General features: G+C 60.1%; 26 protein-coding genes and 1 pseudogene. 20 read left to right on the top strand and 7 right to left on the bottom strand.

All coding sequences use genetic code 11. The features are described from left to right. Positions 1-19 precede the first annotated feature (19 nt). Positions 20-142 carry a hypothetical protein gene (locus tag AC5SEM_RS28040; RefSeq protein WP_256579857.1) on the bottom strand — a complete coding sequence of 41 codons (123 nt, stop codon included), beginning with the start codon at positions 140-142 and terminating at the stop codon, positions 20-22. Between AC5SEM_RS28040 and argS the strand changes: the two genes are divergently transcribed. From argS to AC5SEM_RS27995, 9 genes are all read left to right on the top strand, one after another. Further along, the gene (gene argS, locus AC5SEM_RS28035) at positions 141-1877 is read left to right on the top strand and encodes an arginine--tRNA ligase (protein ID WP_371042212.1); all 1737 of its coding nucleotides are present in this window, start codon (positions 141-143) and stop codon (positions 1875-1877) included. The two genes, AC5SEM_RS28040 and argS, sit on opposite strands and share 2 nt — an antisense overlap. A 1-nt stretch (position 1878) precedes the next feature. After that, positions 1879-2595, top strand: coding sequence for an SPOR domain-containing protein (locus tag AC5SEM_RS28030; RefSeq protein WP_007909385.1), 717 nt, complete (start codon positions 1879-1881; stop codon positions 2593-2595). A 233-nt stretch (positions 2596-2828) separates the two neighbouring features. Continuing rightward, positions 2829-3359 (top strand): ATP-dependent protease subunit HslV, encoded by a 531-nt coding sequence (hslV, locus tag AC5SEM_RS28025; RefSeq protein WP_016984593.1) that lies wholly within the window; start codon positions 2829-2831, stop codon positions 3357-3359. A gap of 54 nt (positions 3360-3413) precedes the next feature. Continuing rightward, positions 3414-4751 (top strand): ATP-dependent protease ATPase subunit HslU, encoded by a 1338-nt coding sequence (gene hslU / locus AC5SEM_RS28020; RefSeq protein ID WP_077570407.1) that lies wholly within the window; start codon positions 3414-3416, stop codon positions 4749-4751. 143 nt (positions 4752-4894) lie between these two features. Then, complete coding sequence (locus tag AC5SEM_RS28015; protein WP_077570405.1) at positions 4895-5266, top strand: gamma-butyrobetaine hydroxylase family protein; 372 nt, start codon at positions 4895-4897, stop codon at positions 5264-5266. Positions 5267-5524: 258 nt separating this feature from the next. Continuing rightward, a complete protein-coding gene (gene phaC / locus AC5SEM_RS28010; protein WP_077570403.1) occupies positions 5525-7204 on the top strand; it encodes a class II poly(R)-hydroxyalkanoic acid synthase in 1680 nt (559 codons plus the stop codon). A gap of 147 nt (positions 7205-7351) precedes the next feature. Continuing rightward, the gene (gene phaZ / locus AC5SEM_RS28005) at positions 7352-8206 is read left to right on the top strand and encodes a poly(3-hydroxyalkanoate) depolymerase (protein ID WP_034152967.1); all 855 of its coding nucleotides are present in this window, start codon (positions 7352-7354) and stop codon (positions 8204-8206) included. A 139-nt stretch (positions 8207-8345) separates the two neighbouring features. Next, complete coding sequence (gene phaC, locus AC5SEM_RS28000; RefSeq protein ID WP_495471731.1) at positions 8346-10028, top strand: class II poly(R)-hydroxyalkanoic acid synthase; 1683 nt, start codon at positions 8346-8348, stop codon at positions 10026-10028. Between the two features lie 30 nt (positions 10029-10058). Continuing rightward, positions 10059-10679: a TetR/AcrR family transcriptional regulator gene (locus tag AC5SEM_RS27995; RefSeq protein WP_116029247.1), complete on the top strand. Its 621-nt coding sequence runs from the start codon at positions 10059-10061 to the stop codon at positions 10677-10679. A 256-nt stretch (positions 10680-10935) separates the two neighbouring features. Here AC5SEM_RS27995 and AC5SEM_RS27990 read toward each other — a convergent pair whose 3' ends face one another. The 3 genes from AC5SEM_RS27990 to AC5SEM_RS27980 all read right to left on the bottom strand — a co-directional run bounded on the left by AC5SEM_RS27990 (position 10936) and on the right by AC5SEM_RS27980 (position 12812). Beyond that, on the bottom strand, positions 10936-11859 hold the full coding sequence (locus AC5SEM_RS27990) for a phasin family protein (protein ID WP_122609122.1): 924 nt from the start codon (positions 11857-11859) through the stop codon (positions 10936-10938). Positions 11860-11869: 10 nt separating this feature from the next. After that, positions 11870-12292 carry a phasin family protein gene (locus AC5SEM_RS27985; RefSeq protein WP_127648618.1) on the bottom strand — a complete coding sequence of 141 codons (423 nt, stop codon included), beginning with the start codon at positions 12290-12292 and terminating at the stop codon, positions 11870-11872. Positions 12293-12536: 244 nt separating this feature from the next. Further along, positions 12537-12812 carry a polyhydroxyalkanoic acid system family protein gene (locus AC5SEM_RS27980; protein WP_077570393.1) on the bottom strand — a complete coding sequence of 92 codons (276 nt, stop codon included), beginning with the start codon at positions 12810-12812 and terminating at the stop codon, positions 12537-12539. A gap of 166 nt (positions 12813-12978) precedes the next feature. On the opposite strand from AC5SEM_RS27980, the gene ubiE reads away from it, so the two are divergent. The 11 genes and pseudogenes from ubiE to AC5SEM_RS27925 all read left to right on the top strand — a co-directional run bounded on the left by ubiE (position 12979) and on the right by AC5SEM_RS27925 (position 21445). Next, positions 12979-13749: a bifunctional demethylmenaquinone methyltransferase/2-methoxy-6-polyprenyl-1,4-benzoquinol methylase UbiE gene (ubiE, locus tag AC5SEM_RS27975; RefSeq protein ID WP_008080626.1), complete on the top strand. Its 771-nt coding sequence runs from the start codon at positions 12979-12981 to the stop codon at positions 13747-13749. Continuing rightward, positions 13749-14372: a ubiquinone biosynthesis accessory factor UbiJ gene (locus AC5SEM_RS27970; protein WP_495471730.1), complete on the top strand. Its 624-nt coding sequence runs from the start codon at positions 13749-13751 to the stop codon at positions 14370-14372. The genes ubiE and AC5SEM_RS27970 overlap by 1 nt, the downstream gene beginning before the upstream one ends. Further along, positions 14369-15973 (top strand): ubiquinone biosynthesis regulatory protein kinase UbiB, encoded by a 1605-nt coding sequence (gene ubiB, locus AC5SEM_RS27965; RefSeq protein ID WP_495471729.1) that lies wholly within the window; start codon positions 14369-14371, stop codon positions 15971-15973. Before AC5SEM_RS27970 ends, ubiB begins: the two co-directional genes overlap by 4 nt. 81 nt (positions 15974-16054) lie before the next feature. Continuing rightward, complete coding sequence (gene hisI / locus AC5SEM_RS27960) at positions 16055-16456, top strand: phosphoribosyl-AMP cyclohydrolase (RefSeq protein ID WP_007909357.1); 402 nt, start codon at positions 16055-16057, stop codon at positions 16454-16456. Beyond that, positions 16449-16781 (top strand): phosphoribosyl-ATP diphosphatase, encoded by a 333-nt coding sequence (locus tag AC5SEM_RS27955; protein ID WP_007909355.1) that lies wholly within the window; start codon positions 16449-16451, stop codon positions 16779-16781. The genes hisI and AC5SEM_RS27955 overlap by 8 nt, the downstream gene beginning before the upstream one ends. A 25-nt stretch (positions 16782-16806) precedes the next feature. Further along, the gene (locus AC5SEM_RS27950; RefSeq protein ID WP_003220847.1) at positions 16807-17088 is read left to right on the top strand and encodes a twin-arginine translocase TatA/TatE family subunit; all 282 of its coding nucleotides are present in this window, start codon (positions 16807-16809) and stop codon (positions 17086-17088) included. Positions 17089-17098: 10 nt separating this feature from the next. Beyond that, on the top strand, positions 17099-17572 hold the full coding sequence (gene tatB, locus AC5SEM_RS27945; RefSeq protein WP_495471728.1) for a Sec-independent protein translocase protein TatB: 474 nt from the start codon (positions 17099-17101) through the stop codon (positions 17570-17572). Positions 17573-17828: 256 nt separating this feature from the next. Beyond that, a complete protein-coding gene (gene tatC, locus AC5SEM_RS27940; RefSeq protein ID WP_495471727.1) occupies positions 17829-18626 on the top strand; it encodes a twin-arginine translocase subunit TatC in 798 nt (265 codons plus the stop codon). Then, positions 18623-19330 (top strand): 16S rRNA (uracil(1498)-N(3))-methyltransferase, encoded by a 708-nt coding sequence (locus tag AC5SEM_RS27935; protein WP_331693603.1) that lies wholly within the window; start codon positions 18623-18625, stop codon positions 19328-19330. Before tatC ends, AC5SEM_RS27935 begins: the two co-directional genes overlap by 4 nt. Before the next feature lie 198 nt (positions 19331-19528). Next, positions 19529-20590 (top strand): annotated as a pseudogene (locus AC5SEM_RS27930) (methyl-accepting chemotaxis protein); the annotation flags it as partial. Then, complete coding sequence (locus AC5SEM_RS27925) at positions 20573-21445, top strand: methyl-accepting chemotaxis protein (RefSeq protein ID WP_371042266.1); 873 nt, start codon at positions 20573-20575, stop codon at positions 21443-21445. The pseudogene AC5SEM_RS27930 and the gene AC5SEM_RS27925, both read left to right, overlap by 18 nt. 132 nt (positions 21446-21577) lie before the next feature. On the opposite strand, the gene AC5SEM_RS27920 is transcribed toward AC5SEM_RS27925, so the two are convergent. From AC5SEM_RS27920 to AC5SEM_RS27910, 3 genes are all read right to left on the bottom strand, one after another. Continuing rightward, positions 21578-22312, bottom strand: coding sequence for an amino acid ABC transporter ATP-binding protein (locus AC5SEM_RS27920; protein ID WP_077570385.1), 735 nt, complete (start codon positions 22310-22312; stop codon positions 21578-21580). Continuing rightward, positions 22305-23264: an amino acid ABC transporter permease gene (locus AC5SEM_RS27915; RefSeq protein WP_077570383.1), complete on the bottom strand. Its 960-nt coding sequence runs from the start codon at positions 23262-23264 to the stop codon at positions 22305-22307. The genes AC5SEM_RS27920 and AC5SEM_RS27915 overlap by 8 nt, the downstream gene beginning before the upstream one ends. Positions 23265-23393: 129 nt before the next feature. Continuing rightward, positions 23394-24191: a transporter substrate-binding domain-containing protein gene (locus tag AC5SEM_RS27910; protein WP_034152980.1), complete on the bottom strand. Its 798-nt coding sequence runs from the start codon at positions 24189-24191 to the stop codon at positions 23394-23396. Positions 24192-24539: the final 348 nt, after the last annotated feature.

Here is a 24539-nt window from a genome sequence, read left to right as displayed (position 1 = left end):
CGCGAAAATGATCTATTTGTCACCACATATCCATAAGCTGCCTGCTAAGGTTGGCAAGCCCGTCTTCGCAACGGATAATGCCCAGTTTTTCCACCCGCGCATCGATGCGCCCGCCGCGCTTGCGGTCGAAAGAGAAGACCATGAAAGACACCATTCGCCAGCTGATCCAACAAGCCCTCACCCAACTCGTCAACGAAGGTGTGTTGCCTGAAGGCCTGTCGCCGGCGATCCAGGTGGAGAACGCCCGCGACAAGACCCACGGCGACTTCGCCAGCAACATCGCCATGATGCTGGCCAAGCCTGCGGGCATGAAGCCGCGCGATCTGGCGGAAAAAATCATCGCCGCGCTGCCGGCTGACGAAAACGTCACCAAAGCCGAAATCGCTGGCCCGGGCTTCATCAACTTCTTCCAGAACACTCAGGCTTTGGCCTCGCGCCTCGACGCTGCGCTGGCCGACGCTCACATTGGCGTACGCAAGGCTGGCCCGGCGCAGCGCACCGTGGTCGACCTGTCGGCGCCGAACCTGGCCAAAGAGATGCACGTCGGCCACTTGCGCTCGACCATCATTGGCGACGGCGTGGCCCGCGTACTGGAATTCCTCGGCGACGAAGTGATCCGTCAGAACCACGTCGGCGACTGGGGCACCCAGTTCGGCATGCTGATGGCGTATCTGCAGGAAAACCCGATCACCAGCGACGAGCTGTCCGACCTGGAAAACTTCTACCGCGCCGCCAAACAGCGCTTCGACGAATCCGCAGAATTCGCCGACCGCGCCCGTGGTCTGGTGGTCAAGTTGCAGGCCGGCGATGCCGAGTGCCTGGCGCTGTGGACCAAGTTCAAGGACATCTCGCTATCGCACTGCCAGAAGATCTACGAACTGCTCAACGTCAAACTGACCATGGCCGACGTGATGGGCGAAAGCGCCTACAACGACGACCTGATCAACGTGGTCAACGACTTGAAAGCCGCTGGCATGCTGGTCGAGAGCAACGGCGCCCAGTGCGTGTTCCTCGACGAGTTCAAGAACGCCGACGGCGATCCGCTGCCGGTGATCATCGTCAAGGCTGATGGCGGCTACTTGTACGCCACCACTGACCTGGCGGCCGTGCGCTACCGCAGCGGCAAGCTGAAAGCTGATCGCGCGCTGTACTTTGTCGATCAGCGTCAGGCCCTGCACTTCCAGCAAGTGTTCGCCGTGGCGCGCAAGGCCGGTTTCGTCACCCATCCGATGGAAATGGAGCACATGGGCTTCGGCACCATGAACGGCGCTGACGGCCGTCCGTTCAAGACCCGTGACGGCGGCACCGTGAAGCTGATCGATCTGCTGACCGAAGCGCAGGAACGCGCCTACAGCCTGGTGAAAGAGAAGAACCCGGAGCTGGCCGAAGACGAACTGCGCAACATCGCCAAAGTCGTCGGCATCGGCGCGGTGAAATACGCCGACTTGTCGAAGCACCGCACCAGCGACTACAGCTTCAACTTCGACCTGATGCTGAATTTCGAAGGCAACACTGCGCCGTACCTGCTTTACGCTTATACCCGCGTCGCCGGTGTGTTCCGCAAACTGGGCAAGGACTTCAACGAAGTCGATGGCCAGATCGTGCTGGAAGCGGCGCACGAACAAGAGCTGGCAGCAAAACTGGCGCAGTTCGGCGAAGTGCTGAACAACGTGTCCGACAAAGGCACGCCGCACATTCTCTGCACTTATCTGTACGACGTTGCCGGTCTGTTCTCCAGCTTCTATGAGAACTGCCCGATCCTCGCCGCCGACACCCCGGCCCAGATGCAGAGCCGTCTGCGCCTGGCCGCGCTGACCGGTCGCACCCTCAAGCAAGGCCTGGAGCTGTTGGGTCTGGAAACTCTGGAGCGTATGTAAGTTGGCCGCCAAGAAAAAACCTGCACCCAAGCGTGGCGCCAGCCGTTACCAAGCTCCTGCGAAGCAACCGATTCCGGGTTGGCTGTGGATGGCCATCGGCCTGACGGTCGGCGCGTTCATCGTGTTTCTGATGAAGCTGGAGCCGGGCAAGGGCAGCGACACGGTCAAGCGTGAGAAGGTCGAACAGGCGCAACAGCAGAAAGCGTCGAAGATCGCCGAGGCCAACAAGACCCCGCCGAGCCCGACGCAACCGGTGAAGCCGAAGTACGACTTCTACACGCTGCTGCCGGAATCGGAAGTGATCGTGCCGCCGGACGCCGTGCCAGAGAAGACTTTGCCGACGCCACAAGTGCCGGCCATCCCGACCACGCCGGTGACCCCGGCGGAAGCGGCGAAGATCGACACCGCGCGCGCGCAGGCAGCCTTGGCCGGGATTACCCCACCGCCAGCGCCACCAGTGAGCAAAGCGGCGCCGGTGACCAAGTTCTTCTTGCAGGCGGGTTCGTTCCGCAAGGAAACCGATGCCGACAAGGTCCGTGCGCAGATCATTCTGCTCGGTCAGGCGGTGGCGGTTGAGTCCGGCACAGTGAAGGATGAAACCTGGTACCGCGTTTTGGTCGGCCCGTTCAGCAACCGTGAACAACTGACTACTGCGCAGAAACAACTGGCCGGCGCCGGCTTCAGCAACCTGTTGTTACAACAACGCCAGAGCCGCTGACGCTCGGCCGATCGTTCCCACGCTCTGCGTGGGAACGCCTCAAGGGACGCTCTGCGTCCCAGCGGTTAAGGGACGCGGAGCGTCCCGGGCTGCATTCCCACGCAGAGCGTGGGAACGATCAATCAACCACCCGCCGTTCGTCCCTGCGCACCCTCCCCGGTTGAAATCCTCTCCAGCACCCCCATATGAATGGGCATAAGGCACTTTCGCCCCGCTGTGTGGAGACTCTTCCCTTGACCACCATCGTTTCAGTCCGCCGTCACGGCAAAGTCGTCATGGGCGGCGACGGCCAGGTTTCTCTCGGCAATACCGTGATGAAAGGCAACGCGAAAAAAGTCCGTCGCCTGTACCACGGCCAGGTCATCGCCGGTTTTGCCGGTGCCACCGCTGACGCCTTTACCCTCTTCGAACGTTTCGAAGGCCAGCTTGAAAAACATCAGGGCCACCTGGTGCGCGCCGCTGTCGAACTCGCCAAAGAATGGCGCACCGACCGCTCCCTGAGCCGCCTCGAAGCCATGCTCGCGGTGGCCAACAAAGACGCCTCGCTGATCATCACCGGCAACGGTGACGTGGTCGAACCCGAAGATGGCCTGATCGCCATGGGTTCCGGCGGCGGCTATGCGCAAGCCGCGGCCAGCGCGCTGCTGAAAAAGACCGACCTGTCGGCCCGCGAAATCGTCGAAACCGCCCTTGGCATCGCCGGCGACATCTGTGTATTCACCAACCACACTCAGACCATTGAGGAGCAGGATCTCGCTGAATAAGCCTGACGCGGCCCTGTGCCACGGCTTGTTTCTGCTTGAGGACCGTCAATTACTATGTCCATGACTCCCCGCGAAATCGTCCACGAACTCAACCGCCACATCATCGGCCAGGACGATGCCAAGCGCGCCGTCGCGATTGCCCTGCGCAACCGCTGGCGCCGCATGCAGCTGCCTGAAGAGCTGCGTGTTGAAGTGACCCCGAAAAACATCCTGATGATCGGCCCGACCGGTGTCGGTAAAACCGAGATCGCCCGTCGTCTGGCGAAACTGGCCAACGCGCCGTTCATCAAGGTCGAAGCGACCAAGTTCACCGAAGTCGGCTACGTTGGCCGTGACGTCGAGTCGATCATCCGTGATCTGGCCGACGCTGCGATCAAGATGCTCCGCGAGCAGGAAATGACCCGCGTTCGCCATCGCGCTGAAGACGCTGCCGAGGATCGTATCCTCGACGCATTGCTGCCGCCGGCGCGCATGGGCTTCAGCAATGAAGAAACGCCGAGCTCCGATTCCAACACCCGTCAGCTGTTCCGCAAGCGCCTGCGCGAAGGTCAGCTGGACGACAAGGAAATCGAGATCGAAGTCGCCGAAGTTGCCGGCATCGAAATCGCCACGCCGCCTGGCATGGAAGAGATGACCAACCAGCTGCAGTCGCTGTTTGCCAACATGGGCAAGGGCAAGAAGAAGGCGCGCAAGCTCAAGGTCAAAGAAGCGCTGAAGCTGGTGCGCGACGAAGAAGCCGGGCGTCTGGTCAATGAAGAAGAGCTGAAAGCCAAAGCGCTGGAAGCGGTTGAGCAGCACGGTATCGTGTTCATCGACGAGATCGACAAAGTTGCCAAGCGTGGCAATGTCGGCGGCGCCGATGTCTCCCGTGAAGGTGTACAGCGCGACCTGCTGCCGCTGATCGAAGGCTGCACCGTCAACACCAAACTGGGCATGGTCAAGACCGACCACATCCTGTTCATCGCATCCGGCGCGTTCCACCTGAGCAAGCCGAGCGATCTGGTGCCGGAGCTGCAAGGTCGTCTGCCGATTCGCGTTGAACTCAAGGCCCTGAGCCCGTCGGACTTCGAGCGCATCCTCAGCGAACCGCACGCTTCGCTCACCGAACAATACTGCGCGCTGCTGAAAACCGAAGGCCTGAACATCCAGTTCCAGCCGGAAGGTATCAAGCGTCTGGCGGAGATCGCCTGGCAGGTCAACGAGAAGACCGAGAACATCGGTGCCCGTCGTCTGCACACGCTGCTTGAGCGCTTGCTCGAAGAGGTGTCGTTCAGTGCCGGCGATCTGGCCAGCACCCACGATGAGCAGCCGATTCTGATCGACGCCGAATACGTCAACAGCCACCTCGGCGAATTGGCGCAGAACGAAGACCTGTCCCGTTATATCCTGTAAGCCATACTTACAGATGTAATGGAACGGTGGGAGCGAGCCTGCTCGCGAAGACGGCAGTACATTCAACCCTTGTGTTGACTGAACCACCGCTTTCGCGAGCAGGCTCGCTCCCACAAGGTTCCGCACCAGACGGATACCTGCTCATGATCCCCACCGACATCAAACTGCACAAAGCCTCGAAAACCCTGACGCTCACCTACGCGTCCGGCGAGGAGTACACCCTGCCCGCCGAATTTCTGCGCGTGCACTCCCCCTCCGCCGAGGTCCAGGGCCACGGCAAACCGATCCTGCAATTCGGCAAGCTCAACGTCGGTCTGAGCAAGCTGGAACCGGCCGGTCACTACGCACTGAAACTGACCTTCGACGACGGTCACGACAGTGGCTTGTTTACCTGGGATTATCTCTACGAGCTGGGGCGACGTTATGACGCACTCTGGGCCGATTATCTGGCCGAGCTCAAAGCGGCGGGCAAGACCCGCGATCCGAACGAGTCAGTCGTCAAGCTGATGCTCTAGCCCGTGCCTTGCGCTCATTAGAGGGCATTTTCTAAATTCATCTGTTTGAATGCTCCGCTGTGTGGCCGAGGATCGGCCTGCTTGCGAAAAAAATTAAACTCGGGTAACCAATGGAGCTGGCAAGTTCCCTGCAATGCTCTACGACTGTAAAGCAGCTATGCAGAATTAACGGTCACCCGAGCAGTAGTACCTGGCATTGGCTGTGGAACTGCACAGCAGAAAACCGGGTACTCGTCTCAGGACAATGGAGCGTCGTAGATGAGTAACAAGAATAACGATGACCTGAAGTACCAAGCCTCGGAAAACACCCTGGGGCTTAATCCCGTCGTTGGGCTACGCGGAAAGGATCTGCTGGCCTCTGCTCGTATGGTGCTGAAACAGGCCATCAGACAACCAATCCATAGCGTCAAGCACGTCACCCATTTCGGCCTCGAACTGAAGAACGTGTTGTTTGGTAAATCCGAACTGCAACCGGCTGGCGATGACCGTCGCTTCGCCGATCCTGCGTGGAGCCAGAACCCGCTCTACAAACGTTATCTGCAAACTTACCTGGCGTGGCGCAAGGAACTCCATGCCTGGATCGATGACAGCAGTCTCTCCCCCAAAGACATCGCCCGCGGCCACTTCGTGATCAACCTGATGACCGAAGCCATGGCTCCGACCAATACGGCGGCCAATCCGGCAGCGGTGAAACGCTTCTTCGAAACCGGCGGCAAAAGCCTGCTCGATGGCCTCTCGCATCTGGCCAAGGATCTGGTACATAACGGCGGCATGCCGAGCCAGGTCAACATGGGCGCGTTCGAGGTCGGCAAGAGCCTCGGTGTCACCGAAGGCGCGGTGGTGTTTCGCAACGACGTGCTGGAGCTGATCCAGTACAAGCCGATCACCGAGCAAGTCCACGAGCGCCCTTTGCTGGTGGTGCCGCCGCAGATCAACAAGTTCTACGTATTCGATTTGAGCCCGGACAAGAGTCTGGCGCGCTTCTGCCTGCGCAATAACGTGCAGACGTTCATCGTCAGCTGGCGCAACCCGACCAAGGCGCAGCGCGAGTGGGGTCTATCGACTTACATCGACGCGCTGAAAGAAGCCGTCGACGTGGTCACCGCGATCACCGGCAGCAAAGACGTGAACATGCTCGGCGCCTGCTCCGGCGGCATCACCTGCACCGCCCTGCTCGGCCACTACGCGGCGATCGGCGAGAAGAAGGTCAACGCCCTCACGCTGCTGGTCAGCGTGCTCGACACGACCCTGGACAGCGACGTCGCCCTGTTCGTCGACGAGCAGACCCTGGAGACCGCCAAGCGCCACTCCTATCAGGCCGGCGTGCTCGAAGGCAAAGACATGGCCAAGGTCTTCGCGTGGATGCGCCCGAACGATCTGATCTGGAACTACTGGGTCAACAACTACTTGCTCGGCAACGAGCCGCCGGTGTTCGACATTCTGTTCTGGAACAACGACACCACCCGGTTGCCCGCCGCGTTCCACGGTGACCTGATCGAGATGTTCAAAAACAACCCACTGATTCGCCCGAATGCACTGGAAGTGTGCGGCACGCCGATCGACCTCAAGCAGGTCACGGCCGACATCTTCTCGCTGGCGGGCACCAACGACCACATCACCCCGTGGAAGTCCTGCTACAAGTCGGCGCAGTTGTTTGGTGGCAAGGTCGAGTTCGTGCTGTCGAGCAGCGGGCATATCCAGAGCATCCTGAACCCGCCGGGCAACCCGAAATCGCGTTACATGACCAGCGAAGAAGTGGCTGCCAATGCCGATGAATGGCAAGAGAACTCGACCAAGCATACCGACTCCTGGTGGCTGTACTGGCAAACGTGGCAGGCCGAGCGCTCGGGCAACCTGAAAAAGGCCCCGCTGAAACTGGGCAACAAGGCGTATCCGGCGGGTGAAGCATCGCCGGGCACTTACGTACATGAGCGGTAACTGACACCCACCTTGTCATTGTGGGAGCGAGCCTGCTCGCGAAAGCGCTCATTCAATCAACATCGATGTTGGCTGACACGACGCCTTCGCGAGCAGGCTCGCTCCCACAGGGGGCGGGGTGTACTTGAAATCCACAGGGCCTGAAGCATGCCGCAACCGTTCATATTCCGTACCGTCGATCTGGATGGCCAGACCCTCCGCACGGCGGTACGCCCCGGCAAGCCTCACTTGACGCCCTTGCTGATTTTCAACGGCATCGGCGCCAACCTGGAGCTGGTGTTTCCGTTTGTCGCGGCGCTGGACCCGGATCTGGAAGTGATCGCCTTCGACGTGCCTGGTGTCGGCGGCTCGTCCACGCCGAACCGGCCATATCGCTTTCCCGGTCTGGCCAAGCTGACCTCGCGCATGCTCGATTACCTCGACTACGGTCAGGTCAACGTCATTGGCGTGTCGTGGGGCGGCGCGCTCGCGCAGCAGTTCGCCTACGACTACCCCGAGCGCTGCAAGAAACTGGTGCTGGCGGCGACCGCGGCCGGTGCGGTGATGGTGCCGGGCAAACCGAAAGTGCTGTGGATGATGGCCAGTCCGCGGCGCTACATTCAGCCTTCCCATGTGATCCGCATCGCGCCGCTGATCTACGGCGGCTCGTTCCGACGCGACCCGACGCTGGCGGCCAGCCACGCCGCGAAAGTGCGTTCGGCCGGCAAGCTCGGTTACTACTGGCAACTGTTCGCCGGCCTCGGCTGGACCAGCATTCACTGGCTACACAAGATCCATCAGCCGACGCTGGTGCTGGCCGGTGACGACGACCCGCTGATCCCGCTGATCAACATGCGCATGCTCGCCTGGCGCATTCCCAACGCCCAACTGCACATCATCGACGACGGTCATCTGTTCCTGATTACCCGCGCTGAAGCGGTGGCGCCGATCATCATGAAATTTCTCCAGGAGGAACGGCAGCGCGCGGTGATGCACCCGCATCCGACACCGCTCGGCGGTTAACCCCAGCGGCAGGCTTTATGCAGGCCTTTGGCAAAGAGTGCGCGGCAGGACGCCGCGCAGGCAGCAACCCGCAACAGCGTCTATGGTGTTCTGGTTCGGTGAGTTTGTTTTTGGCCTGAAGACGAAGGAGTGTTGAGTCATGCGCGACAAACCAGCGACGGGCGTTGTGCCCAGCCCCGCCGTGTTCATCAACGCACAAAGTGCGATCACCGGCCTGCGTGGGCGGGATTTGATTTCGACCTTGCGCAGCGTCGCCGCCCATGGCCTGCGCAACCCAATCCACAGTGCGAAGCACGCGTTGAAACTTGGTGGCCAACTGGGCCGCGTGCTGCTCGGCGAAACCCTGCACCCGACCAACCCGAACGACAACCGCTTCGCCGATCCGGCGTGGAGCCTCAACCCGTTCTACCGGCGTAGCCTGCAGGCCTATCTGGCCTGGCAAAAACAGGTCAAAAGCTGGATCGATGAAAGCAACATGAGCCCGGACGATCGCGCCCGTGCGCACTTCGCCTTCACCCAGCTCAACGACGCCGTGGCGCCGTCCAACACCCTGCTCAACCCGCTGGCAGTCAAGGAGCTGTTCAACTCCGGAGGGCACAGTCTGGTGCGCGGTCTCAGCCATTTGTTCGATGATTTGCTGCACAACGACGGCCTGCCACGTCAGGTGACCAAACAGGCTTTCGAGGTCGGCAAGACCGTCGCCACCACCACCGGCTCGGTGGTGTTCCGCAACGATCTGCTGGAGTTGATCCAGTATAAGCCGATGAGCGAAAAGCAGTACGCCAAGCCGCTGCTGGTGGTGCCGCCGCAAATCAACAAGTACTACATTTTCGACCTCAGCCCACACAACAGCTTCGTCCAGTACGCCCTGAAGAACGGCTTGCAGACTTTCATGATCAGTTGGCGCAACCCGGATGTACGCCATCGCGAATGGGGCCTGTCGACCTACGTCGAAGCGGTGGAAGAAGCGATGAACATCTGCCGGGCGATCACCGGCGCCCGCGAGGTCAATCTGATGGGCGCTTGCGCTGGCGGGCTGACCATCGCCGCCCTGCAAGGGCATTTGCAGGCCAAGCGGCAACTGCGCCGCGTCTCCAGCGCGACGTATCTGGTCAGCCTGCTCGACAGTGAAATCGAAACCTCGGCCACGCTGTTCGCCGACGAACAAACCCTCGAAGCGGCCAAGCGCCGCTCGTATCAAAAGGGCGTGCTCGACGGTCGCGACATGGCCAAAGTCTTCGCTTGGATGCGTCCCAACGATCTGATCTGGAGTTACTTCGTCAACAACTACCTGCTGGGCAAAGAGCCGCCGGCCTTCGACATCCTCTACTGGAACAACGACAACACCCGACTGCCGGCGGCATTTCACGGTGACCTGCTGGACTTCTTCAAGCACAACCCGCTGACCCATCCGGGTGGACTGGAAGTCTGTGGCACGCCGATCGATCTGCAGAAAGTCACCGTCGACAGCTTCAGCGTCGCCGGCATGAACGACCACATCACGCCGTGGGATGCGGTGTATCGCTCGACCCTGCTGCTCGGTGGCGAACGGCGTTTCGTGCTGTCCAACAGCGGCCATGTGCAGAGCATTCTCAACCCGCCGAGCAACCCTAAAGCCGCGTACGTCGAGAACGCCAAGATGAGCAGCGACCCGCGCGCCTGGTACTACGACGGCAAGCACGTTGACGGCAGCTGGTGGCCGCAGTGGCTGGAGTGGATTCAGCAACGCTCGGGGGCGCAGCACGAAACCTCGTTCACCCTCGGCAACCCGAACTATCCACCGATGGAGGCAGCGCCCGGTACTTACGTGCGTGTGCGCTGACGCTTAACCGAACTTTTCTAAGAAGACTGGATGAAAACCCGCGACCGGATTCTCGAATGTGCTTTGCAACTGTTCAACGAAAAGGGCGAGCCGAACGTCTCCACTATGGAGGTGGCCAACGAAATGGGGATCAGCCCGGGCAACCTCTACTACCACTTTCACGGCAAGGAACCGCTGATTCTCGGGTTGTTCGAACGCTTCCAGAATGAACTGGCGCCACTGCTCGATCCGCCCTCGGATGTGGAATTGGCACCGGAGGATTACTGGCTGTTTTTGCATTTGATCGTCGAGCGGCTGGCGCAGTATCGCTTTCTGTTTCAGGACCTGTCGAACCTCGCCGGACGCTTGCCGAAGCTGGCCAAGGGCATTCGACAACTGCTCAATGCGCTGAAGCGCACGCTGGCGTCGTTGCTGGCGCGGTTGAAGGCTTCGGGGCAGTTGGTCAGTGATACGCAGGCGTTGGGGCAGCTGGTGGAGCAGATCACCATGACGTTGCTGTTTTCGCTGGATTATCAGCGGATTCTGGATCGCGAAGGGGAAGTGAGACTGGTTGTTTACCAAATCATGATGCTAGTGGCGCCGCATTTGTTGCCGCCGGTCAAAGCCGCTACCGAACGGATGGCTTTGCAATACCTTGAAGATCACGAGTGAATCAAGAGCCCCTCACCCTAGCCCTCTCCCGGAGGGAGAGGGGACTGAATGCGGGATGCTGTAGAAGTACGCCGACCTGACAGTGCGTTACCGAATCCATAATCGATAAGGCCTTTCAGGTCGGCGTATAGCGTGAGACACCTCGGTCGGCCCCCTCTCCCTCCGGGAGAGGGCTGGGGTGAGGGTAAGCTTTTAAAAAGCACAAACAAAAACGCCCGACCTTCACAGGCCGGGCGCTTTATTTTGCCCTGAAAAATCAGGACTGACTGGTTGGCGTCGATGGCGTCGATGCAACAGTCGGGGTAGCCACCGGAGTCGGTGCCGCGGCGGAGTTCGACGCGCTCACCGGGGCTGCCGGAGTGGCCGGCTTGGCTGCAGCAGGTGCTGCTGGCTTCGGCGCTGCGGCTTTCGGCGCGGCCGGTTTTTTCACTGCCGGTTTTTTCGCCGCAGCCGGTTTGGCTGCTGGCTTGGCAGCCGGTTTGGCGGCAGCGGTTTTCGCGGCTGGCTTGGCGGCAGGTTTTGCTGCGGTTTTGGCCGCAGGTTTAGCTGCCGGTTTGGCAGCGGCTTTGGCGGCAACCGGTTTGGCTGCAGCTTTTGCTGCCGGCTTGGCGGCGGCGGTTTTCGCAGCCGGTTTAGCCGCGGCTTTTGCAGCAGGTTTAGCTGCCGCTTTGGCGAGTGGCTTGGCAGCAGACTTGGCCGCTGGTTTGGCCGCAGCCGTTTTCGCCGCCGGTTTTGCTGCTGCGGTTTTCGCCGCCACAGGCTGGGTTTTCAGACCGGTGAGTTTTTCGATCTGCTTGGTCAAGGTTTCCACCTTGCTATGCAGTGCTTTGACCTCATTGCGGCTCGGTACGCCCAGGCGCGAAATCGCGCTGTTCAGGCGCTTGTCGAAAGCCCCTTCCAGCTCGTCCCATTTGCCCAGGGCGCGATCTTTCACGCCGCTGATGCGCGACTTGGCCGAAGAAGCGGAGTCCTTGGCGGCATCGACTTTTTTGCCGACTGCAGACTTGGTGAGCTTCTCGGCTTTCTCGCCGTCTTTGACCAATGTATCGAAGAGCTTGCTGCCGTCAGTGTCGATCTTCGAGTACACGCCTAAACCAGCCAGCCAGATTTTGCGGGAGTAGTCTTCGACTTTCCCGATCCACGAGCTGCCTTCTTTATCGGTGTTCTTTTTACCAGCCATCCCGTTCTCCTTAAGATTTACGCGCGACGCGTTCGAGCAATGCCGTCAGCTCATCGAGCTTAGCAGAGAGTGTCTCAACGTCATGTTTAGACGGAATGCCGATACGATTCAAGGCGCTTGCTACGCGGGAGTCGAACGCCTTCTCGACCTTGTCGAGTTGAACTTCGACGCGACCTTTGAAAGAACTCACTTCGCCCTTCGCTTCATCGATCTCGGCGTTGGCCGCTTCGAGTTTTTCAGTGACGACTTTTTTGCCTTTCTTTTCAACAGTTTGACCAGCCTTGATCAACTCTTGAAAGTAGTCGCTGCCCTCTTGGCCGACCTTGGCGTAGGCACCCAGGCCTGCCAGCCAGATCTTGCGGGCATAGGATTTGACGTCGCTCAGAGCAGAAGTCGAAGCGTCGATTTTTTTCTTCAAAATTACTTTGGCCATGGTGCACCTCACGCGCAGAAGGTTTGAGGAACTGCCCGCGAAAGTGTCGGGCTCAGGCACAAAGTAGGCAGAAAAATTAGAAACGGCACCCTAACAACTGACATGAAACCTCTGGCCGAACACAAAACAAATGTAGGAGTGAGCCTGCTCGCGATAGCGGTGTATCAGTCAAAAATGATGTCGACTGACAGACCGCTATCGCGAGCAGGCTCACTCCTACAGGGGATCGTATTTCAGGCGGAAATCAGACCAATGCTTTATCGAGGGCCTTCTCGATCTCGGCTTTGATCATGCCGCTCATGGCCGACATCATGATGCCCAGTTCCACGTCGACCTTGATCGAATCGTCCGCCACATGCACCGCGCCTTTCACGCCCGAGCGCTTGAGGTTCAGGGTGTCGCCGGACCATTGCGGCTCCAGGCCATATTGTTCGGAGAGTTTTTGCGCCAGCTTGTCGGCCTTCTCGCGGGCGGCTTCCTTACCCAGATTGTGGGCACGCTCAACAGTGATTTTGGCCATTGATTGACTCCTGCTTTTTGAATGGGGCGATAAATAGGTATCGGTAAATCTTGACCGCTGCTGCGGCAAATCGTCCCGAGGGTTGCCCATCTTACCTTTAGCCATTCCAAGACAAAGCATGGCTTGGGGATTAGAATGTCGCGCATTCTCTTTTGGTGACAGCGATATGACTGATCAGCGCAAAGGCAGCGATGCCGAACCCACCACTCACTTCGGCTTCAAAAACGTTCCGGAAAGCCAGAAAGCGGAAAAAGTCGCTGAGGTTTTCCACTCGGTAGCCGCCAAGTACGACCTGATGAACGACCTTCTGTCGGGCGGCATGCACCGTTTGTGGAAGCGCTTCGCGATCGAACTGTCGGGCGTGCGCAGCGGTAACCGCGTGCTCGACATCGCCGGCGGGACCGGTGACCTGACCAAAAAATTCTCGCACCTGGTCGGCCCGACCGGTCAGGTCGTGTTGGCCGACATCAACGAATCGATGCTCAAGGTCGGCCGTGATCGTCTGCTCGATCTGGGTGTCGCCGGCAACGTCGAGTTCGTTCAGGCGGACGCGGAAAAACTGCCGTTCCCGGACAACCATTTCGATTGCGTGACCATCGCCTTCGGCCTGCGCAATGTGACGCACAAAGAAGACGCCCTGCGTTCGATGCTGCGCGTGCTCAAGCCTGGTGGACGTCTGTTGGTGCTGGAATTCTCCAAACCGACCAACGCGCTGATGTCGAAAGCCTACGACGCTTATTCGTTCGCCTTCATGCCACTGATGGGCAAGCTGATCACCAATGACTCGGAAAGCTATCGCTATCTGGCCGAATCGATCCGCATGCACCCGAATCAGGAAACGTTGAAGTCGATGATGGTCGACGCCGGTTTCGACCGCGTGACCTATCACAACATGACCGCAGGCATTGTCGCCCTGCACCGCGGCATCAAGCCCTGATGTTGATCACCGGGCTGCTCGCCAGCGTTGAACTCGGCCTCAACCGGGTGCTGCGTCTCGACAGCACGGCGCTGCCGCGACTGGCGCATTTGACCGGCAAAGTGATTGCCGTCGACTGCCGCAGCCCGGTGCTGCAACTGTTCATCTTGCCGAGCGACGAAGGTTTGATGCTGGCCTCGCACTGGGAAACCGCTGTCGACTGCACCCTGCGTGCGCCGGCCTCGAGCCTGATCAAACTGGCCGTGAGCAAAGACAAGACCGCGGTGTTGCACGCCCCGGAAGTTGAGCTCGATGGCGACAGCGGCGTGCTGCTGGAGCTGGCCGGTGTCCTGCAAGACCTTGAGCTGGACTGGGAGTACGAACTCTCGCGCTGGCTCGGCCCGGTCGCCACGCAACTGGTCGGTGGCCATCTGCGCAGCCGCGCGCGCTGGTATCAACAAGGATTTGCCAGCCTTAACCAGAACCTCGCCGAATACCTCGCCGAAGAATCGCGCACCCTCGTCGGGCACCGCGAAGCCGAAGCGCGGTTTAGCGAACTGGACCGGATCAAACTTGATCTGGAACGTCTCGAGGCGCGTTTCGAGCGCCTTTCCCGATCCCTCGACCCAAGCGATAACGCATGAAGCTGCTCGCCGTCCGCCGTCTGCTGCGCATCCAGTCTGTCGTGATCCGCTACCGCCTCGATGACCTGCTGTTCGATCTGCCGCTGCCCTGGTTCCTCCTGGCGCTGCGCTACGTGCTGCCGTGGCGCTGGTTCCCGCGCAAGCCGCTGGACCTGAGCCGGGGCGCACGTTTGCGTCTGGCGTTGCAGGATCTCGGGCCGATTTTCATCAAGTTCGGGCAGATTCTTTCGACCCGCCGCGACCTGCTGCCGGAAGACATCGCCGATGAGCTGATGCACCTGCAGGACCGCGTGCCGCCGTTCGATTCGCAGCTGTCGATCAAGCTGATCGAAGAACAGCTCGGCAAAAAGATCAGCGACGTGTTCAGCCGCTTTGACGTCGAACCGCTGGCTTCGGCCTCGGTGGCGCAGGTGCATGCCGCGCAACTGAAAACCGGCGAGGAAGTCGTGGTCAAAGTGATCCGGCCGGGCCTGAAGCCGATCATCGCGCAGGATCTGGCGTGGCTGTTCATCCTTGCTCGCGCCGCCGAAAAGGTCTCGGCCGACGCGCGCCTGCTGCACCCGGTCGACGTGGTCCAGGACTACGAAAAAACCATCTACGACGAACTCGATCTGCTGCGCGAGGCGGCCAACGCCAGCCAGTTGAAACGCAACTTCGAAGGTTCGCCGCTGCTCTACGTGCCGCAGGTCTACTGGGACTGGTGCCGGCCGAAAGTACTGGTGATGGAACGTATCTACGGCATTCAGGTGACCGATCTGGCGACCCTCGCCGACCAGCGCACCGACATGAAAATGCTTGCCGAACGCGGTGTGGAGATCTTCTTCACCCAAGTATTCCGCGACAGTTTCTTCCACGCCGACATGCACCCGGGCAACATCTTCGTCAGCACCGTCAATCCGTGGAGCCCGCAGTACATCGCGATCGACTGCGGCATCGTCGGCAGCCTGACCCCGGAAGACCAGGATTATCTGGCGCGCAATCTGTTCGCCTTCTTCAAGCGTGACTACCGCCGCGTGGCGCAATTGCACATCGATTCGGGTTGGGTGCCGGCGGAAACCAAACTCAACGAATTCGAAGCGGCGATCCGCACCGTGTGCGAACCGATCTTCGAAAAACCGTTAAAAGATATTTCATTTGGCCAGGTGCTAATGCGCCTGTTCCAGACTGCGCGGCGCTTCAACATGGAAGTGCAGCCGCAACTGGTGCTGCTGCAAAAGACCTTGCTGAACATCGAAGGCCTCGGCCGTCAGCTGTACCCGGATCTGGATCTGTGGAACACCGCGCAGCCGTTTCTCGAACGCTGGATGCGCGAACGCGTCAGCCCGAAAGCCTTGCTCGGCAACGTGCAGAGCCAGTTCGAGCAACTGCCGCACCTGGCGAATATGGCCCGTGATCTGCTCGAGCGCATGTCCCAGCCGCACGCCTACGACCCGCCGCCACCGTGGCATAAACGCAAGGACGACTGGTTCCTGCGCCTGCTCGGTTGTGCGCATCTGGCCGGCGGGGTGATCCTCGCCATCGGTGGCCCATTGCACGAATTGGGGCATTGGCCGGCCGGAATCATGGTGGCAGTCGGCTTGTATCTGGTCGTTCGCCGATAGCCAGTTTCGTGATCGGCTGGCACACTGTTTCAATGCCTGAACCCGACTATTGAAGTGTGGGGTTCGCTGTCGGAGTCGAAGATGAAAAACTGGCTGGACGAGATCAAATGGGACGCTGATGGCCTGGTGCCGGCGATTGCCCAGGATCACAAGACCGGACGCGTGCTGATGATGGCCTGGATGAACCGCGAGGCGCTCGAACTGACCGCTGCGGAAAACCGTGCAATCTACTGGTCACGTTCCCGTGGCAAGCTGTGGCGCAAGGGCGAAGAGTCCGGCCATGTGCAGACCTTGCATGAGATGCGTCTGGACTGTGACGCCGACGTGATCATCCTGATGGTTGAACAGATCGGCGACATCGCTTGCCATACCGGCCGTCAAAGCTGCTTTTACCGTGTCTTCGAAAACGGTGACTGGAAGACAGTCGACCCGGTTCTGAAAGACCCGCACGCCATTTATTCCGCAGGACACAAACATGAGTGACACCCTGACCCGCCTCGCCGAAGTGCTCGAAGAGCGCAAGGGCGCAGCCGCCGACAGCTCCTATGTGGCCAGTCTGTATCACAAGGGTTTGAACAAGATTCTGGAGAAAGTCGGCGAAGAGTCGGTCGAAACCATTATTGCCGCCAAGGACGCCGCGATCAGCGGTGACTGCAGCGACGTGATCTACGAGACCGCCGACCTGTGGTTCCACAGCATGGTCATGCTCGCCCAACTGGGGCAGCATCCACAGGCTGTGCTGGATGAACTGGATCGCCGCTTCGGCCTGTCCGGACACGTCGAGAAAGCCTCGCGTCCGTCCGCCTGAACAATTTCTAGAGAGGAACAGCAACATGGGCATTTTTGACTGGAAACACTGGATCGTCATTCTGGTAGTCGTGGTGCTGGTGTTCGGCACCAAGAAACTGAAAAACCTCGGCACCGACGTCGGCGAGTCGATCAAGGGCTTCCGTAAAGCCATGAACGACGATGAAAAACCGGCTGCCGATCCAACCGTGACGCCTGCGCAGCCGGTGCCACCGGTGCAGCCGCAAGCCACCGCTCAGGCCAACCCGCCGCACACCATCGACGTGCAGGCGCAGAAAGTCGAAGAGCCGATCCGCAAAGACGTGTGAGCACTGACTAATGTTTGGTATCAGCTTCTCTGAACTGCTGCTCGTCGGCCTCGTGGCCCTGCTGGTGCTGGGCCCCGAGCGTCTGCCGGGCGCTGCGCGCACTGCCGGCCTGTGGGTCGGACGGTTGAAGCGCAGCTTCAACGCGATCAAACAGGAAGTTGAACGTGAAATCGGTGCCGACGAGATCCGTCGGCAACTGCACAACGAGCACATTCTGTCGCTGGAGCAAGAGGCGCGGAAGATTTTCAGCCCGGTTCAACAGGAACCGACGCCGATTGAGCATGTGGGTCAGCAGACGATTCATGCGCCCGCTGCGCCTGCTCCGACACCTGCACCTGCACCTGCACCTGCACCTGCTGCCGTTGTAGCGCCGACAGAAACCGTGCCCGCGCCGGCAGAAACTTCGGTTGAACATGTATCTCCAACCGCCGCGCCGATCACACCAGCGCCTCACGACTCCACTCTGCCGCCGCGAGCCCCATGACAAGGGCCTGTCATCGGTCATTTCCTGTGTCGCGTTGTCGCCTGAAAGCGGGCCAGGCAAGGCGTAGTCCGAAGGGAATGTGTTTTACCTTTCCGAGGACTACAACGCAGTCTGGCCCGCTTTCAGGCACAACCCGAAGGGCCGGCCCGTATTTGCGCAGGGCTGCGTTACTCGTTGCTAATTTGAAACGCCAAACTACGCGCCTCGCGCCTTGCCCTGCGCAAATACGGGCTCGGCGCGACACAGGAAATGACCGATGACAGGCCCTAGCCTCCCCGAAAACGACCAGCACATGCCGCTGGTTTCGCACCTCACCGAGTTGCGCACCCGCCTGCTGCGTTGTGTGGCGGCGATCTTCATCATCTTCGCCGGGCTGTTTGCGTTCACCCAGCAGATCTACACCTTCGTCTCGACGCCGCTGCGCCAGTACCTGCCAGTCGGCGCGACGATGATCGCCACCGACGTGTCGTCGCCGTTCCTGACGCCGCTGAAGCTGACGATGATGGTTTCGCTGTTCCTCGCGATCCCGGTGATCCTGCATCAGATCTGGGGCTTTATCGCGCCGGGCCTGTACAAGCATGAGAAACGCATCGCGGTGCCGCTGCTGGTGTCGAGCATCCTGCTGTTCTACACCGGCATGGCGTTCGCCTATTACTTCGTGTTCCCGCTGATCTTCAAGTTCTTCGCCGCGGCCACCCCGGCCGGCGTGGAAATGATGACCGACATCGCCAGTTACCTCGATTTCGTCATGACGCTGTTCTTCGCCTTCGGCGTGGCGTTCGAGATCCCGGTGGCCGTGGTGCTGCTGGTGTGGATCGGCGTGGTCGACGTGGCCTACCTGAAGAAAATCCGCCCGTACGTGATCATCGGCTGCTTTGTGGTCGGCATGATCCTGACGCCGCCGGACATCTTCTCGCAAACCCTGCTGGCCGTGCCGATGTGGATGCTGTTTGAAATCGGCATTCTGTTTGGCGGGTTGATCAGCAAGCGCGAGCGTCCGGATGAAAACCCGGCCGACGACCACAACGACCAGCCGCCAGCGACCCAGGCATGAATCTGCTGTTGCTCGAAGAGGCCGATTTCATTGCGGCCGACCGCGTGGTGCTGCGTGATCGACGTCTGACGCACATGCAGGAAGTTCATCGTTCGGAAGTCGGTGACAGCCTGCGCGTCGGGCGCATCGATGGGTTGATGGGTTCGGCCGAGTTGCTGCGCCTGGAAGCGGGTGAAGCCGAACTGCGCGTCAGCCTCGATCAGCCGCCACCGGCCAAATTACCGTTGACTCTGGTACTCGCCCTACCGCGTCCGAAAATGCTCCGCCGGGTGTTTCAGACCGTGGCGACCATGGGCGTGTCGAAGGTGATTCTGGTCAACAGCTATCGGGTCGAAAAAAGCTTCTGGCAGACGCCGTTTCTTGAGCCCGAGGCGATTCGCGAAAACTTGATCCTCGGCCTCGAACAGGCGCGCGACACCGTCCTGCCAGAGATCATCATCGAGAAGCGCTTCAAGCCGTTCGTTGAAGATCGGCTGCCGGCGATTACCGAAGGCACCCTCGGTTTGGTCGGCCATCCCGGTAACTATCCACCGTGCCCACGCGCGCTCAGCGAACCAGTGACGCTGGCCATCGGCCCTGAAGGCGGCTGGATTCCCTACGAAATAGATTTGCTGGCCAAGTCCGGCCTGCAACCGGTGCAACTGGGCGAACGCATCCTGCGCGTCGAAACCGCCGTCACCGCCCTGCTCGCCCGGCTCTTCTAGTTCAACTCCACTGCCATGTAGGAGCTGCCGAAGGCTGCGATCTTTTGATGTTGTTTTAGCAGCAAGATCAAAAGATCGCAGCCTTCGGCAGCTCCTACATTGATACCGTGCGGTCCGGCGGATAAATGGTGTTACAGATTGCCATCATTCGGCCGATACCCTTTCCATAAGTCCAATTAGTGGTCGGGGAGTCGTCGCATGTACCGTTGGTTAGCCGAGAGTCTTGGAAACGTCAGCGTCAAACGCAAGCTGGGAATCGGTTTCGGCTTGGTGCTGTTGCTGACACTGTTGATCACCTTCACCGGCTGGACCGGCATGAGCGGCATTATCAGCCGTGGTGACAAACTCGGGTTTATCTCCAGCCTTAACGAGCTGACCAAGGACCTGCGCCTGGCGCGTCTGGACTACGAAGCACGCCGAGGCGAACAAGGCCCGGGCGCGGTCACCGATCTGCTGAACAAACTCGACAGCGGCCTGCAAACCGCACGCAGCCTGATTGAACAGCCGTCCGACGCGGCGATGGTCGATCAACAACTGGCCGCCGTTGCCGAATACAAGCGCGCTTTTGCCGACATGACCCAGGCCACCGTGCAGCGCGAAGATGCCCGCAGCAAGCTTGGCGCGAGTGCCGACAACGCCGTGGCCAAGGTCGCGGAAGTGGAAAAATCCATGCTGGCAGGTGACAGCGTCGCGCAATTCAACAGCGTGATCGAACTGAGCAAACTCTTGCAGCAAGCACGCTACCAAGTGCGCGGCTACACCTACAGCGGTAAGGCCGAAGCCGAGCAACCGGCGCTCGACGCCATCGACAACGCCCTGAAAAACCTCGACAGCCTGCCGGCCAAATTGCCGGAACAGCACATTGCCAACCTGCAACAGGCCACTGATTCGATCAAAGCCTATCGTGCCGCCGTTGCACAGTTCCGCGACTCCCAGGTCAACAACGCCAAGGCCGCCGCGCGCATGTCGACGCAGGGCGACATCCTCATCGACGTCAGCAAGAAACTCACTGAATCGCAAACCGTGGTGCGTGACACCGATGCCGCTCACGCCAAAAACATGCTGATCATCGCCACCCTGCTGGCCGTGGCCTTCGGATTGTTGGCCGCTTGGGCGATCACCCGCCAGATCATCATCCCGCTGAACCAGACCCTGAAAGTCGCCGAGCGCGTGGCCGCTGGTGACCTGACCCACAATCTGGTGTCCCTGCGTCGTGACGAATTGGGCCAACTGCAACGCTCGATGCAGAGCATGACCCAGGGTCTGCGTGAACTGGTGGGCGGCATCAGCGATGGTGTCACCCAGATCGCCAGCGCCGCCGAAGAGCTATCAGCGGTGACCGAGCAGACCAGCGCCGGGGTCAACAATCAGAAAATCGAGACCGATCAGGTCGCCACCGCCATGAACGAAATGGCCGCCACCGTGCAGGAAGTCGCGCGTAACGCCGAAGAAGCTTCCGAAGCCGCCGTCGCCGCTGACCAGCAGGCCCGCGAAGGCGACAAAGTGGTGGGCGAAGCGATCGCGCAGATCGAGCGTCTGGCGCTTGAAGTCGGCCACTCCACCGAGGCCATGGGCGAGCTGAAGCGCGAAAGCGACAAGATCGGCAGCGTCCTCGACGTGATCAAATCCGTGGCCCAGCAAACCAACCTGCTGGCCCTCAACGCGGCCATCGAGGCTGCGCGTGCCGGTGAAGCCGGACGTGGTTTTGCCGTGGTGGCCGATGAAGTACGCAGCCTCGCGCAGCGCACGCAGAAGTCCACCGAAGAGATCGAAGAGCTGATCGTCGGCCTGCAAAACGGCACTCAGCAAGTGGCGACGATCATGGACAACAGCCGCACCCTGACTGACAGCAGCGTTGAGCTGACCCGTCGCGCGGGCGGTTCGCTGGAAAGCATCACCCGCACCGTGTCGGCGATTCAGGCGATGAACCAACAGATTGCGGCAGCGGCCGAGCAGCAGAGCGCGGTGGCTGAAGAGATCAACCGTAGCGTGCTGAATGTGCGGGATGTCTCGGATCAGACATCGGCGGCGAGTGAAGAGACCGCGGCGTCCAGCGTTGAGCTGGCGCGCCTTGGCACGCATCTACAGATGCTGGTCGGTCGATTCAAGGTTTGAAGTGATTCATCGGCCTCGGTTCACTGTGGACCGGGGTGATGCCATTCGCGAGCAGGCTCGCTCCCACATTGGACAACTCGGTCAACTGTGGGAGTGAGCCTGCTCGCGAAGGCGTCCTGAGAGACGCTGAAATTACAAGACTTGGCGCAAGAAGGCCTGAGCGCGTGGATCCTTCGGCGCATCGAAGAATTCCGCCGGGGACGCATCTTCCAGCAATTTGCCGTGATCGAAAAACAACACCCGATCCGCCACTTCCCGGGCAAAGCCCATCTCGTGGGTCACGCAGACCATGGTCATGCCTTCCACGGCCAGGTTCTTCATCACGTCCAGCACCTCGCCGACCATTTCCGGGTCGAGCGCCGAGGTCGGCTCATCGAACAGCATGACCTTCGGCTCCATCGCCAACGCCCGGGCAATCGCCACGCGCTGTTGCTGACCGCCGGACAGGCGTGATGGAAACTCGTTGGCCTTCTGTGCAATCCCGACCTTTTTCAGCAACTCCATCGCCTTGGCCTCGCGCTCTTTCTTGCCGCGCTTGCGCACGACTTTCTGCGCCAGACAGAGGTTTTCCAGCACGGTCATGTGCGGGAACAGGTTGAAATGCTGAAACACCATGCCGACTTCGCGGCGGTAGGCGTTGACGTCGGTTTTCGGGTCGGCCAGTTGCAGGCCGTCGATACTCACCGAACCGGAATCGAATTCTTCCAGGCCATTGAGGCAACGCAGGAAGGTCGACTTGCCGGAACCCGACGGGCCGATCACCACCAGCACTTCGCCTTTGGCGACCGTGGTGCTGACGTTATCCACCGCGCGCACCACTTGCCCACGGGTGTCGAAGACTTTTACCAGATCGCGGACTTCAATCACTTTGCGCGAGCCTCCGCTCAAGTCGGCTGGCGATTTTCGACAGCGGCAGGTTGATCAACAGGTACAGACCGGCGACGCAGAACAGAATCTCGAACGGCGAGAACGAGGTGGTGATGACTTCACGGCCGCTTTTCAGCAGCTCGGTGATGGCGATCACCGACACCAGCGAGGTGTCCTTGACCAGACTGATGAACTGCCCGGCCAGCGGCGGCAGCACGCGTTTCAGCGCTTGCGGCAACACCACGTGGCGCATCGACTGGCCGGCACTCAGACCGAGCGAACGCGCCGCTTCGTTCTGGCCACGGGCAATCGATTGCACGCCGGAACGGATGATCTCCGCTACGTAGGCACCGGTGAACAGCGACAGCGCGGCGATCCCGGCGAATTCGCGGGACAGGTTCATCACCGTGCCGATGAAGAAATAGAAAATGAAGATCTGCACCAGCAGCGGCGTGCCGCGCACCAGTTCGACGTAGATCGTCGAGAGGTCGCGCAGGGTCGGGTTGTTCGACAGACGGCACAGGCCAGTGACCAGGCCGATCAGCAAACCCAGGACACCGGAAACAACTGACAGCCAAAGCGTCGTCCACAGGCCCCACAACAACGGTCCTGCCGCCCAATGCCGAGTGACGCCCACGACGTCACCTTCGGCGACATCGTCGCCCTGAGCGAATTGCAGGCTGTTTTCGTCGACGGTCAGGTGCTGCTCGTCACCGGCGTCGTTGCGCAAAGTGACTTGCGCGCTGCTGCCCTTGCGCACGAGTTCGGTGACGGTGGAAATGTCAGTGGCGCGCTGGGTTTCTTCCGCCTGATAGGCGAAGTACTGCGGCACGCGGTTCCAGCGCCATTCGTAGGACATCAGCGACGTCGCGTAATACAACGCGCCCGCGAGGCCGACCAGCACCAGCACGGTGAGGACGTGCCAGGGCCATTGGGCTTTTTTATGTTTCATTGCAGGTTCCGGATTTTGTGTTGCTCTGGAGGGCCTCTTCGCGAGCAGGTTCACTCCCACAGGGGAATGCATTCCAATGTGGGAGCGAGCCTGCTCGCGAATGGGGCGACTCGGTCTATGCGACCGGGCTTATTCCATGTCCTTGAGCCACTCGGTGCTCTTGAACCACTTGTCATGGATGCGATCGTAGGTGCCGTCTTCGTGGATCTGGTGCAGGAAGTTGTTGATGAAGTTGAGGCTGTCGTAATCACCCTTCTTCAGACCGAAGGCCAAAGGTTCGTAGGTGAACGGCTTGTCGAGGAACACCAGTTTGCCGGCGCCGACCTTGGTCACCGCAACCACGTTGTAAGGCGCGTCGTAGATGAAGGCGTCAGCCTTGCCGTTGACCACGTCGAGCACGGCTTCCTGCTCGTTGTCGTAGCCGTGGTACTTGGCTTTGGAGATCAGCTTCTTGGCGACCATCTCGCCGGTGGTGCCGAGCTTGGAGGTGATGCGATAGTCCGCAGTGTTCAGGTCTTTGTAGGACTTGATGGTGCCTTCCAGCTCCTTGCGGATCAGCAGGGTCTGGCCGACCACGATGAACGGTTCGCTGAAGTTCAGGCGCAGGTTGCGTTCCTGAGTCAGGGTCATGCCGCTGCCGATCATGTCGAACTTGTCGGTCATCAGCGCCGGGATGATGCCGTCGTAGCCGGTCGAAACCAGTTCCAGTTTGACGCCCATGGCCTTGGACATGGCTTTGAGGATGTCGACTTCGAAACCGATGATTTCGCCGCGCTTGTTGGTCATTTCGAACGGCATGTAGGTCGGATCCATACCGACTTTCAACGTGCCGCGCTTGACCGCGTCATCGATTGCACCGGCCTGCGCCGCATTGACTGCAACCAGTGCCGTGACGCCGACCAGCAGCATCGACAGATACTTCTTCATCTTCAAGTCCCCAAAACCATTGCGTGTGCGGCGCGAAAACCAACAGAGACAGGCAAAAAAGCCCGGGTGCGCCAATTCGGGGACGGATGCTAACGCACTCGTTTTTTTGCACAAGGTTTAATGGACGATTTGTTTAACAATCAAGAGCTGACCCTCACCCCAGCCCTCTCCCGGAGGGAGAGGGGGCCGATCGGGGGATGCTTCAGGGGTACGCCGACCTGAAGCGGATTTGCCGAATCCATAATCGACTCGATGCTTCAGGTCGACGGATAGCGCCAGACACCTCGGTCAGTCCCCTCTCCCTCTGGGAGAGGGCTAGGGTGAGGGGCTTTTCGGCGCCATAAAAAA

The organism is Pseudomonas sp. CH61 (assembly GCF_059429415.1).
Note: the sequence above shows the minus strand (reverse complement) of the source record. Positions and strands in the feature narration are given on the sequence as shown.

Excerpts from the sequence above, each read along its gene's own strand:
- tatC (WP_495471727.1), top strand. The coding sequence starts at position 17,829 with ATGACAGGCCCTAGCCTCCCCGAAAACGACCAGCACATGCCGCTGGTT.
- hisI (WP_007909357.1), top strand. The coding sequence starts at position 16,055 with ATGAAAAACTGGCTGGACGAGATCAAATGGGACGCTGATGGCCTGGTG.
- AC5SEM_RS27980 (WP_077570393.1), bottom strand. The coding sequence starts at position 12,812 with ATGGCCAAAATCACTGTTGAGCGTGCCCACAATCTGGGTAAGGAAGCC.
- ubiE (WP_008080626.1), top strand. The coding sequence starts at position 12,979 with ATGACTGATCAGCGCAAAGGCAGCGATGCCGAACCCACCACTCACTTC.
- AC5SEM_RS28015 (WP_077570405.1), top strand. The coding sequence starts at position 4,895 with ATGATCCCCACCGACATCAAACTGCACAAAGCCTCGAAAACCCTGACG.
- AC5SEM_RS27910 (WP_034152980.1), bottom strand. The coding sequence starts at position 24,191 with ATGAAGAAGTATCTGTCGATGCTGCTGGTCGGCGTCACGGCACTGGTT.
- ubiB (WP_495471729.1), top strand. The coding sequence starts at position 14,369 with ATGAAGCTGCTCGCCGTCCGCCGTCTGCTGCGCATCCAGTCTGTCGTG.
- phaZ (WP_034152967.1), top strand. The coding sequence starts at position 7,352 with ATGCCGCAACCGTTCATATTCCGTACCGTCGATCTGGATGGCCAGACC.
- phaC (WP_077570403.1), top strand. The coding sequence starts at position 5,525 with ATGAGTAACAAGAATAACGATGACCTGAAGTACCAAGCCTCGGAAAAC.
- hslU (WP_077570407.1), top strand. The coding sequence starts at position 3,414 with ATGTCCATGACTCCCCGCGAAATCGTCCACGAACTCAACCGCCACATC.
- AC5SEM_RS27955 (WP_007909355.1), top strand. The coding sequence starts at position 16,449 with ATGAGTGACACCCTGACCCGCCTCGCCGAAGTGCTCGAAGAGCGCAAG.
- AC5SEM_RS27950 (WP_003220847.1), top strand. The coding sequence starts at position 16,807 with ATGGGCATTTTTGACTGGAAACACTGGATCGTCATTCTGGTAGTCGTG.
- AC5SEM_RS27925 (WP_371042266.1), top strand. The coding sequence starts at position 20,573 with ATGCAGAGCATGACCCAGGGTCTGCGTGAACTGGTGGGCGGCATCAGC.
- AC5SEM_RS27915 (WP_077570383.1), bottom strand. The coding sequence starts at position 23,264 with ATGAAACATAAAAAAGCCCAATGGCCCTGGCACGTCCTCACCGTGCTG.
- phaC (WP_495471731.1), top strand. The coding sequence starts at position 8,346 with ATGCGCGACAAACCAGCGACGGGCGTTGTGCCCAGCCCCGCCGTGTTC.
- AC5SEM_RS27990 (WP_122609122.1), bottom strand. The coding sequence starts at position 11,859 with ATGGCTGGTAAAAAGAACACCGATAAAGAAGGCAGCTCGTGGATCGGG.
- AC5SEM_RS27995 (WP_116029247.1), top strand. The coding sequence starts at position 10,059 with ATGAAAACCCGCGACCGGATTCTCGAATGTGCTTTGCAACTGTTCAAC.
- argS (WP_371042212.1), top strand. The coding sequence starts at position 141 with ATGAAAGACACCATTCGCCAGCTGATCCAACAAGCCCTCACCCAACTC.
- AC5SEM_RS27970 (WP_495471730.1), top strand. The coding sequence starts at position 13,749 with ATGTTGATCACCGGGCTGCTCGCCAGCGTTGAACTCGGCCTCAACCGG.
- AC5SEM_RS27985 (WP_127648618.1), bottom strand. The coding sequence starts at position 12,292 with ATGGCCAAAGTAATTTTGAAGAAAAAAATCGACGCTTCGACTTCTGCT.
- AC5SEM_RS27935 (WP_331693603.1), top strand. The coding sequence starts at position 18,623 with ATGAATCTGCTGTTGCTCGAAGAGGCCGATTTCATTGCGGCCGACCGC.
- tatB (WP_495471728.1), top strand. The coding sequence starts at position 17,099 with ATGTTTGGTATCAGCTTCTCTGAACTGCTGCTCGTCGGCCTCGTGGCC.
- AC5SEM_RS28040 (WP_256579857.1), bottom strand. The coding sequence starts at position 142 with ATGGTCTTCTCTTTCGACCGCAAGCGCGGCGGGCGCATCGATGCGCGG.